Annotated in this window: 12 protein-coding genes; 6 read left to right on the top strand and 6 right to left on the bottom strand. The window is 63.2% G+C overall.

Annotation, left to right across the window (positions count from 1 at the left end; all coding sequences use genetic code 11):
- Positions 1-104: transposase-like zinc-binding domain-containing protein (locus D0T11_RS23630; RefSeq protein WP_449547915.1), on the bottom strand; the 104-nt coding region annotated here is incomplete at its 3' end.
- Between the two features lie 244 nt (positions 105-348).
- On the opposite strand from D0T11_RS23630, the gene D0T11_RS20980 reads away from it, so the two are divergent.
- The gene (locus D0T11_RS20980) at positions 349-2,829 is read left to right on the top strand and encodes a T9SS type A sorting domain-containing protein (RefSeq protein WP_119657769.1); all 2,481 of its coding nucleotides are present in this window, start codon (positions 349-351) and stop codon (positions 2,827-2,829) included.
- Between the two features lie 385 nt (positions 2,830-3,214).
- Here D0T11_RS20980 and D0T11_RS20985 read toward each other — a convergent pair whose 3' ends face one another.
- The 4 genes from D0T11_RS20985 to radC form a co-directional block, all read right to left on the bottom strand.
- Positions 3,215-3,829 carry a DUF1684 domain-containing protein gene (locus D0T11_RS20985; protein WP_182888544.1) on the bottom strand — a complete coding sequence of 205 codons (615 nt, stop codon included), beginning with the start codon at positions 3,827-3,829 and terminating at the stop codon, positions 3,215-3,217.
- A gap of 106 nt (positions 3,830-3,935) precedes the next feature.
- Complete coding sequence (locus D0T11_RS22755) at positions 3,936-4,085, bottom strand: hypothetical protein (RefSeq protein WP_182888545.1); 150 nt, start codon at positions 4,083-4,085, stop codon at positions 3,936-3,938.
- A 35-nt stretch (positions 4,086-4,120) separates the two neighbouring features.
- Positions 4,121-4,279 (bottom strand): hypothetical protein, encoded by a 159-nt coding sequence (locus tag D0T11_RS22760; RefSeq protein WP_182888546.1) that lies wholly within the window; start codon positions 4,277-4,279, stop codon positions 4,121-4,123.
- Positions 4,280-4,320: 41 nt separating this feature from the next.
- A complete protein-coding gene (gene radC / locus D0T11_RS20990; RefSeq protein ID WP_119657771.1) occupies positions 4,321-5,073 on the bottom strand; it encodes a RadC family protein in 753 nt (250 codons plus the stop codon).
- A gap of 113 nt (positions 5,074-5,186) precedes the next feature.
- Between radC and D0T11_RS20995 the strand changes: the two genes are divergently transcribed.
- The 5 genes from D0T11_RS20995 (at position 5,187) to D0T11_RS21015 (ending at position 9,545) form a co-directional block, all read left to right on the top strand.
- Positions 5,187-6,434 carry a metallophosphoesterase gene (locus D0T11_RS20995; RefSeq protein WP_119657772.1) on the top strand — a complete coding sequence of 416 codons (1,248 nt, stop codon included), beginning with the start codon at positions 5,187-5,189 and terminating at the stop codon, positions 6,432-6,434.
- Between the two features lie 143 nt (positions 6,435-6,577).
- Positions 6,578-7,231, top strand: coding sequence for a hypothetical protein (locus tag D0T11_RS21000; RefSeq protein WP_119657773.1), 654 nt, complete (start codon positions 6,578-6,580; stop codon positions 7,229-7,231).
- 190 nt (positions 7,232-7,421) lie between these two features.
- Positions 7,422-8,084, top strand: coding sequence for a carboxypeptidase-like regulatory domain-containing protein (locus tag D0T11_RS21005; RefSeq protein ID WP_182888547.1), 663 nt, complete (start codon positions 7,422-7,424; stop codon positions 8,082-8,084).
- Positions 8,085-8,204: 120 nt separating this feature from the next.
- Positions 8,205-9,134, top strand: coding sequence for a UV DNA damage repair endonuclease UvsE (gene uvsE, locus D0T11_RS21010; RefSeq protein ID WP_119657775.1), 930 nt, complete (start codon positions 8,205-8,207; stop codon positions 9,132-9,134).
- A 63-nt stretch (positions 9,135-9,197) separates the two neighbouring features.
- Positions 9,198-9,545: a hypothetical protein gene (locus D0T11_RS21015; protein ID WP_119657776.1), complete on the top strand. Its 348-nt coding sequence runs from the start codon at positions 9,198-9,200 to the stop codon at positions 9,543-9,545.
- A gap of 77 nt (positions 9,546-9,622) precedes the next feature.
- Here the strand turns inward: D0T11_RS21015 and D0T11_RS21020 are convergent, their stop codons facing one another.
- On the bottom strand, positions 9,623-10,006 hold the full coding sequence (locus D0T11_RS21020) for a hypothetical protein (RefSeq protein WP_119657777.1): 384 nt from the start codon (positions 10,004-10,006) through the stop codon (positions 9,623-9,625).
- Positions 10,007-10,235 lie beyond the last annotated feature (229 nt).

Below are 10,235 nucleotides of genomic sequence, written 5' to 3' on the forward strand. Positions count from 1 at the left end.
TGGCGGCAGGCTTTGCACTGGTATTTGGGCTGGCCGTGGCGGCTGCCGTTCTTGCGCAAGTCAGCACTGCTGCACTTGCCACACGTCAACGTGGTCTGAAGCATGGGAGTAAGATACTACTCACCCCGCATTATACCACCGCCGAAAAACGAATGCTTCAACGGCTACTGCGTAACAGCAGTTACTTAACCCAAGTTGCCTTTCGGTTTGTGGGGCACCGCCCGGTTCTGGTTTGCCAAACAGGCGGCCAGGGCTGCCGCCTGTTTGGCAAACCAGAACCCTCATCGTAACTTTCAGGCTGCCTTATTCCCTCCCTACCCCTTTACCGGTTTCCACCCCTTCAGTTTGATGAAAAAACTACTCCTGCTGCCCGCTTTGCTGGCGGCGTTTTCGACCAGCCACGGCCAGACTTTCGTGCGTGACCCTAAACCGGCGCCCCGCACCGTGTGCTACGCCAGCCCCGAGGTAGCGCACACGAAGCTGCCCCTGCCCGCAGCCTACCTGCAACAGCAGAGCACGCCACGGCGCGGCGCGGCCACTTCGCGCATTGAAGTTGCCTATACCGGTTTCACGCCCCAGGCCCAGGCGGCTTTCCAGCGGGCCATCGATATCTGGGAGTCGTTGCTGATATCCCCCGTAACGATCCGCGTGCAAGCTACCTGGACCTCGTTGGGGCCGCGGGTACTGGGCTCGGCCGGGGCCACCGCCTATTACCAGGACCTGAGCGGGGCTACCCGGGGGGGCGTTCTGTATCCGGTAGCCCTGGCTGAGAAAATCAGCGGCCAGGACCTGAACTCCCCTACTGAGCCCGACATCAGCGCCCGCTTCAGCAGCGACACGAACTGGTACTACGGACTCGATGGCAAAACCCCGGCCGGCAAATACGACCTGGTGTCGGTGGTGCTCCACGAGCTTTGCCACGGCCTGGGCTTCATTGCCAGCACCAGCTATAGCTCCGGCACGGGCAGCTACAGCAATCCGCCGTCCATTTACGGCACTTACATGCAGAACCAGGCGGGCCAGGCACTGACCAATAACGCCCAGTTCCCCAACTCCTCCCTGGCTTTGGGCACGCAGTACACGGGCAACCAGCTCTACTTCAACAGTCCCCTGGCCAAGGCGGTGAACTCCAGCTTCGCACCCCGCCTGTACGCCCCCAACCCGTACGAGTCCGGTTCCAGCATTTCCCACCTGAACGAGTCCACCTACACTTCCGGCGACCTGAATTCGCTGATGACGCCCCAGATTGCTTCGGCGGAGGCCATGCACAACCCCGGCCCCATCACGCTGCGCATGTTCGACGAGATGGGCTGGTTCAACACGGCCATCCGGCATAAGCGCCTGCCCGACTCGGAAGTAGCCCAGGACTTCCCCGTAACGGCCACCGTAGTGAGCGACGGCACGGTAACCCCGGGTTCGGTGAAGCTGGTTTATACCGTGGACAACGCCCCGGTGGCAACCGTGGCCATGACCAGCCTCGGCGGCAACCAGTACCGGGGCGTTATTGGCAATCCGGGCCTCAACCACACGGTTCGCTACTACATCACGGCGGCCGACAACGAAACCGGCCGCACCTACACCGCGCCGGCCACTTACCAGCCCGGCGTAGCCACCGTAGACCGGTATTCCTTCGCGATTGGCCCCGATGTGACCGTACCCGTAGTCCGGCACCAGGCCCCAACGTACCGCTTTGCCGATAAGCTGCCGCTGGTACTGACGGCCCAGGCCACCGATAACCTGGGCGTGGCCAGCGTAACGGCGGAGTACGCCGTGAACGGCGTGGCGCAACCGGCCGTGGGCCTCACCCGCCAGGCCGCGACCGACACCTACTCGGGCGCGGTGGGCGCGGCCGCCAACCTGAAGGCCGGCGACGTAGTGACCTACCGGCTGGTAACGCGCGATGCGGCGGCGGCAACCAACCAGGTAGTGAGCCCCGGCTCGGGTACCTACACCGTCAACATCGTGGCCTTTAAAGCGGCCCAGTCGGCTTACACCAACAACCTGAACACTGCCACGCCCCTCGATTTCGTGGGCGAAGGGTTCACCATCACCCAGCCGGCCGGCTTCAGCAACGCCGCCATTCACTCCGACCACCAGTACACCGATGACTCCACCCGCATCTACCAGCTGCTGGTGCCCATTCGCATTGCGGCCCCGGCCGTAACCATGTCGTATGATGAAATCGTGCTCGTAGAGCCCGGCGAGCCGAACAGCAAGTACGGCACCGAGGAGTTCTACGACTACGTGGTGGTGGAAGGCAGCAGCGACCAAGGCACCAGCTGGCAACCCCTGGTCAGTGCCCTGACCAATGGCTACGACTCCGCCCTGCAACCCGAGTGGCTGGCCGCCTGGAATGCGGGCCTGAACGCAATTGGCAGCTCCACCACGGTAGGCACGCCCGCCCTGTTCAAGCCCCACACGTTCGATTTGGCCAAAACGTTTGCTCAGGGCGACGAAGTGCGCCTGCGCTTCCGCCTGACCTCCGACCCCGGGGCGCACGGCTGGGGCTGGGCCGTTGATAATCTGACAATCAACAACGTAGTAACCGGCGTGGCCTCCGGGTTACAGGCAGCCGGTGGCCTCACGGTGTACCCGAACCCCAACGCGGGCCAGTTCCGGGTGCGCGCCACGTTTGCCCGGCCCACCAGCGGCCTGGAGCTGCTCGTGCGCAACAGCCTGGGCCAGGTGGTGTACCGCCGCAGCGTGCCCACCACCACGGGCCAGCTCGATTTGCCGGTTGACTTGGGTTCGCTCGCCAGCGGCCTCTACCAGGTGAGCCTGGGCAGCGGCACCGATGCCGCCGCCCGCAAGGTCCTGATTCAGCGCTAACCAGTTTTAGCAGCGCACAAAAAAGCGGAGCCTCCGGTTGGGGGCTCCGCTTTTTTGTGCGCTACTAGGCTCGTTGACCCTACCCCACTGCTTTTTCGAAAGCACTTCCGCCCCCCATCCCCCCATCAGGCTACGCTGGCTTGCTCTCCGTTTTTTGGAGTCCGCGAAAGTGTATAGCAAACGGCACCATTGATTTGCTATCCATTTTTTCGAGTCCGTGAAAATGTATAGCAAATCAATGGGGCCGTTTGCTCTCCGTTTTTCCGGGTCCGCAAAAACGGAGAGCAAATTGGTCAGCTCGTTTGTCTGTCCGCCTTCACCTGGCTTTGAACGGTAGCCATCAGCGGCCCCAGAAAAACCGAGGCGTAGCGGGAGTTTCAGCAGGCTAATTGTAGGATTTCTCGCCGGCCTTGATTTCTACGGCCAGCCGGTTATCGGCGGGCGGTACGGGGCAGGCGTAGCCATCGGCGTAGGCGCAGTAGGGGTTGTAGGCTTCGTTGAAATCGAGAACCACTTCGGTGTCGCCGGCGGCGGGCAGGGGCGCGTCGAGGTAGCGGCCGCCGCCGTAGCTCCCGAACCCGTTGGTGCGGTCGGTGAAGGGCGCAAACAGGGTGGTATCCTGGCCGTCGGCCTTCAGGAACAGGGTGAGCTGGTACTCCTGCTTGTCGAGCAGGAATCTGGCCCGGCCCCAGCGCAGGTACTTATCGGTTTTGCCGTCGGTGAGGGGCATTTCCACGGTGTCGCGCTGGGGGAAGTGCTCCAACTGGGCCTCGAAGCGGTAGGCGCGGTCGGGCGCGAAGAACTTCAGGCTGTCGAATGTCTGGCGCTGGTCGGCGCTGAGGGGCGAGCTTTCGGGCCGGCGGAACGCGTTGTTTTTCCCCACCCGCTCCTTGCGCAAACCGGCCGCGTACTGGTCCTGGCCCAACACGAGGTCCTGAATGAAATAGCCGAATACGAGCAGCAGCCCGAGGCCGATGAGTAGTGTAGGATTAAGACGCATGGCGCAAAGGTAGCGCTCAGGGGCCGCTCCCGGGCCAGCGGGCGGCTCAGCCCCACCACTCGCCCGGAAAGCCGCAATGCGCCTTTCCGGAAGCAGCAAACCGCCGCTACGGATTGCCCACGCTGAACCGGCGGCGCAACCCGGCCCCATCGGGTACCCGCGCGGTCAGTACATAGATGCCCGCCGGCCAGTTCGCCACCGCCAACTGGCGCAGGCTGAAACCCTGGAGCGCCAGCTGGCCGGTGAGGTTGCGCACCTGCACTTGGTAGGTGGGCCAGGGGGCCTCAATGGTCAGGAGCGCGGCCGATGAGCCCCGCGCGGCGGCCGCAGCGGCCGTTCGTCGTCGCCGCCGTCGGTACGGAGCAGGCCGGCCAGGAAGGCAACGCGTTTCTGGCACTGCGTTACCAGGCCCAGACAGGTGCTGAGCGCCCCGCCCCGGGCAGCGGGCACATCCTCATCAGCTGGCCCGATTTCCCCATTCCCGACTCCCCTCAGAGCAAGCCCTCGTCGGCGAAGCTGTGGTAGCCCTGGTCGGTGTAGATGAGGTGGTCGAGCACGGGCAGGTCCAGGAGCAGGCCGGCATCCTTGAGCTTGCGGGTGAGGGCAATATCGGCGGCCGAGGGGTTGCGGTTGCCGCTGGGGTGGTTGTGAACCAGAATGATGCTGCTGGCCAGCTGCTCCAGAGCTTCCTTGAAAATAAGCTTGGGGTCGGCCACGGTGCCAGCCACCCCGCCCCGGCTGATGCTCACGGTGCGCATCACCACGTTGGCCCGATTCAGGAGCACTACCCAGAACTCCTCGTGGGGTAAATCCTGGAGGTGGGGCTGCATGAGGCGGTAAATATCCCGCGAGCCGGTGATAGTGGGCCGGGCCGGAGCAGCGGCCTCCCGGCGGCGGCGGCCCAGCTCCAGGGCCGCCACAATGGTAATGGCCCGGGCCTCCCCGATGCCCTTCTGCTTCATGAGCTCCTTCACCGAGAACCGGGCCAGCACGTTGAGGTCGTTCTGGGCGGCATTGAGCACGAGCTTGGCCACATCCACGGCCGAGAGCCGGGCAGTGCCGGAGCCCAGCAGAATGGCCAGCAGCTCGGCATCCGAGAGGGCGGCGCGGCCCTTTTGCAGCAACTTTTCGCGGGGCCGGTCTTCCTCGGCCCAGCTCTTGATGCCGAAGCTGACGGGCGGCGCGTAGGGGGTGGGCGGAACGGATTCGGCGGATTTTTCCGTCAGATTGTCAAACTCTTGCATAGGGCACCGTTGTTGTAGACCCCGGAATTTAAAGCAAAAACCCCGTATCCGCGTCTGCTGCGGCAGCGGCTCCATCAAACTAATTTCCGGAGCCGCGAGTTTGCCCTCGTACTATGTCAAGAAGCACGCTTCCGTTTATTTTCCTCGCCTTTGTCATCCTCGGCGAGTGGTATGGTTTTCAGGCCGTCCGCACCCTCACCCAACATTCCTCCCCCGGCACGCGCCGCCTTACGGTCATTTTGTACTGGGTGCTCACGGTGGCCGTCTGGGGCCTGGGCATCTGGGCCATGCGCAACCGCCACGAGCATCCGTCCTTCAAGTCCTACCTCGGGGGCGTGTTGCTGGCGATGGTAGCGGCCAAGATTGTCGTCCTGATCCCGCTGCTGTTCGAGGATGTTGTGCGCCTGGGCCGCTGGGCGGTGCAGGCCGTGGGCCGGCCCGGGGGCAGCGGCACGGGCACCGCTATTTCGCGAAGCGAATTTCTGAGCAAGGCCGCCCTGCTGGCCGGGGCCGTGCCGTTCGTGTCGCTGCTCTGGGGCATGGCCAAGGGCGGTACCGACTACACCGTGAAGCGCGTGGTGCTGCGGTTTCCCAACCTGCCGGCCTCGTTTGATGGCTTTAAGGTGCTCCAGATTTCCGACCTGCACACAGGCTCGTTTCACTCCAGGGAGCCGCTGCAACGAGCCGTGGACCTCATCAATAAGCAGCAGGCCGATATGGTGTGCATGACCGGCGACCTGGTGAACAACTACGCCCACGAGGTGGAGGAGCACATCGAAACGCTGGCCGGCATCCGCTCCGAGCACCCCATCTACTCCGTCCTGGGCAACCACGACTACGCCGATTACGTGGACTGGAGCGCCGAGGGCGGAGCCGCTGCCAAGGCCGCCAACCTGGCCCGCCTCAAGCAGAACCACGCCAAAATCGGCTGGAATCTGCTCCTCGACGAAGCCCGTACCGTGGAGCGCAACGGCGAGCGAATCAGCATCATGGGCGTCCAGAACTGGGGTGCCCGCGGGTTTGCCCAGTACGGCAACCTGGCCAAAACCCACGCCGCCACCGACCCCACCATTCCGTTCAAAATCCTGCTCAGCCACGATCCCAGCCATTGGGACGGCCAGGTGCACCAGTACGAGGATATTGACCTGATGCTGGCCGGCCACACCCACGGCATGCAGTTCGGCGTGAACCTCTCGTTTCTCAAGTGGAGCCCCGTGCAGTACGTGTACAAGCAGTGGGCCGGCCTCTACCAGCGCGGCCGCCAGCACCTCTACGTGAATGCCGGTCTGGGCTTCATCGGTTACCACGGCCGAGTGGGCTTCCTGCCCGAAATTACCGTGCTGGAGCTGCGCCGGGGCTGATGTTGGCCACCGCCTTGCTGGCACCCAAACCGCCACGGTTCGCCGTGGTGGTTTTTTTATGAGCCGCTTACAACCGGCTTTCCGGTAGGGCCGTATACGCGCCATTCTCTCTCTCCCTCCTCTTTATCATAACGCTTTCCCTCATGAAAAAGACCCTGCTGTTGCTTTCGGCCGCCGCCGCCTTCTCGCTGGGCTCGTGCTCCGAGAACAAGACGACCGAAACCGCCACCGCTACCGATGGCATGACGACCACGACCACAACGACCACCACCACGGCCTATTCGCCCGAGGCTATTGAGCGCCGCGCCGACCGCATAGCTGCCGATATGGCCGCGAAAATGCAGTTCGACGACGCGACGCGCACCAAAATTCGCACCGTGTACGTGACCCGCGGCCAGCGCCTGGCCGAGCTCCAGAACCAGTACGCCGCCGACACGATGGGCATGGCCGCCGCCCGCCGCGAGGTGTACAGCAACGCCGATCTGGAAATGAAGTCGGTCTTCACCGACCCCACTCAATACTCGGCCTACGAATCCAGCCGCATGGACTACATGGACGACCGGTATATGGATGACAACACGATGAGCTCGTCGTCGGACATGAACTCTTCGGGCGACATGACCGATGGCATGGAGGCCGGCTCCAAAATGAAAGATGCCGACGGCAACAAGGTAAAAGTGAAAGCCGATGGCGACATCAAAATAAAGGATTCAGAAGGCAATAAGGCCAAGATGGATGCCGACGACGGAACCGTAAAGATGAAGCCCGCCGACGGTGGCAAAACCGTTATCAAGTAGTCGTCCGGGGCAGGCCGGCTGAGTTCGGCCGCTAATTTGCTACCGCTTTAGAAGCCCGCACCTGCAACGGTGCGGGCTTCTTTTGTCTCCTTTCGGCGTTGCTGCGTCGATGAAGACCGGCCGCTGGTAGGTTTTATTGGCTTTCTCCGGTTACGGTGCGTTAGTTTGTCAGGTGATGCTGTTTTTCCGTTTGCCCGTTTTTCGTCCCCGATTTTGGTTGCTGGCGCTGCCCTTGCTGCTGCTGGCGGGCCTGGCCCCGGCCCAGGTCCGCGTGACGGGCACTATTTCTGAGGCGGGTTCGCGCCGGCCCATTCCCGGGGCTTCCGTTACGGTGCGGCGCACCCGCCTGGCCGTGGTAGCCGACGCCGAGGGCGACTTCAGCCTCGCGGCCCAGCGCACCGATACGCTTATTTTCCGGGCCGTCGGCTTCAAGGCCCAGCAGCTGCCGCTCGGCGGTACCGGCCTGTCCCAGCTCATTGTCCAGATCAAGCTCCAGCCCGATACCGTGATGCTGGGCGAGGTGCGCATCACCGAAGGCCGCCCCGACCGGGCCGTTATCAACCGGGCCCTGCGCAACATCAAGCGGCCCAGCACCGCGCCCACCAGCGCCGTGAAGCGCCCACCCGCCCCCAAACCCCTGTTCCCCGTCGACTCCACGGCCCCGAAACCGCCCACCCCCACCCTGGCAAGTCCAGTGAGCCTGATTTTTGAACAGTTTTCGCGGGCCGGCAAGGAGCGGCGGAAGCTAGAGGAAATTCAGGCGGAGGAAGCTGCCCGCCTGGCCGCCGAAAAGGCTCTCCAGGACCGCCGCCGCTACAACCGCAATTTCAAGGATAACCGGGGCTACGAATAGGCCCTTTGCCCCAGCATCAGAGGTCCGAAAGGCCCATTTGCTGGGCGGCCCGCCGGAACGCAGGTGGCCGGCGAAGCGGCGTTACCGTATGCTTTTCGGAACATCAGCCCAGCCCAACCCATGCGAATCGGATACCCCTGCGTAAACGAAACCCTCGACTGCACTTCCACCAGCACCTTCCGGCTGGCCTCTTACACCGAGGAGCGCCTGGAGCTGACGGTGGGCAACAACCTGCGGTGCCTGCGCCGCATTCTGGAGTGGAACGTGCAGCACGGGCTGCTGTTTTTCCGCATCGGCTCGGGCGTCGTGCCCTTCGGCTCCCACCCCATCAACACCTTCCCCTGGCAAGCCCGGTTTGCCGCCGAGTTCAAGGCAATTGGCGACTACATCCGGGCTCAGGAGTTGCGCGTGTCGTTTCATCCCGATCAGTTTGTGGTGCTCAACTCGCCCGATGCGGGCATTGTGGAGCGCAGCATCCAGGAGCTGGTGTACCAGGGCTCGATGCTCGACCTGATGGGCCTCGATTCCACCCACAAGCTCCAGATTCACGTGGGCGGCCTCTACAACGACCGGGAGCTGGCCATTAGCCGCTTCATTGCCACCCACCAACGCCTGCCCGAAGCCGTGCGCGTGCGCCTCGTTATCGAAAACGACGACCGCCTGTTCAGCCTCCAGGACTGTTTGCGGGTGCATGCGGTGGTGGGCATTCCGGTGCTCTTCGACAATTTCCACCACGAATGCCTGCACCACGGCGAGCCCATGGCCGAGGCTCTGCGCCTGGCCGCCGCCACCTGGCACCCCCTCCACGATGGGGTGATGATGATGGATTACAGCTCCCAGGCCCCCGGCGAGCGGAAAGGCAAGCACACGCCCACCCTCGAAGACGCGTTATTCCAGGGCTTTTTGCAGGACCTGGGCGACCTCGACGCCGACATTATGCTCGAAATAAAAGACAAGGAAGCCAGCGCCCACCGCGCCTGCGCCATGCTGCGCATCGGGGGTCTGCTGCCCACCAGCGCCGGCGCCGTTACCCCGTCCTCCCGACCCTAACCGGCAGTTTTACGTAAACCTGGTGGCTCCCGGGCCATTCACCGTCTTTCATTTTCCTTTCCTATGATTTTCACCGACCTGCTCAACGCCACCACCCACTCGCTCAGCAACGGCCTGACCGGCATTCCGCTCAGCGCTGCCCAGGACAACACCGAAACCTGGCAGTTGCACCTGTTGCAAAGCGGCGAACCGCGCCTCCAGGATATCGGCCGTGAAATGGGGAATCTTCAGTCCCTGCTCAGTGCTGGTGACGCGGGCCTCAACTCCCCTGCCATTGGCCGCTCTCTGAGTATGCTCGGCACCCAAACGGCCGAAGCAGCTCAGCATGCCCCCGCCGAGGTTCGTGCCAACCTGACAACCCTCTCCGATTTGCTCCTCAAAGCCGGGGGGCAGCTGGCTGGGCCAGCGTAGTCGGCCACGCTAAACCAGACACAAAAAAGCCGTCCGTATTGCTACGGACGGCTTTTTTGCGCCTGGCTACATTGTTTTTAGTGCTGCGTAGTAGGGCGCGCGAGCCGGATGCTGTGGGGTGTGGAGTTGGTGGAAGCCGGCGAAGTAGTGCGGCGGGAAGTGGTACGGGGGGCCGGCGTGGTTCGCGCAGGGGTCTGGCGCTCGGCATCCTGGGCTACGCGGCTTTTTACGGCCGGTGTGCGGTCCAGAGCCCCAACGCTGGTTTGGGTGGGGCTATATCGGGTGGGCGTGCGCTGGTCGATGGTCCCGGGATTGGTCGTTGGGTTGGCCGGGTTAGGCAGCGGCACGTTCGTCTGGTTCCTGGTCCTGCCGTGGGACGAGGAGGAAGGCGTAGTCTGGGCCGAAACAACGGTAACAGAACCCAGGAGCAGGGCGGCGGCCAGCAGAAAATTCGTTTTCATAACAAGCAGGGTAAGAAGAATAAACGGCCCCACCCCGCGGTGCGGCCCGGGAAGTATACGACTCTTAGCAGGCGGTCAATCAGGGCAAACGCATGAAGCCGGGTGGGGGCTAGCTTTGGGTCATGAGCCACCCGATTCGCGACTACTTTCTGCAAGTTGAAGATTTCCGTCAAGCCGCCAAGTGCCGCTACCGACTGGCTGACATTCTGCTTATTGGCTTGTGCACCTA

This window comes from Hymenobacter rubripertinctus, assembly GCF_003583925.1.
GTDB lineage: Bacteria > Bacteroidota > Bacteroidia > Cytophagales > Hymenobacteraceae > Hymenobacter > Hymenobacter rubripertinctus.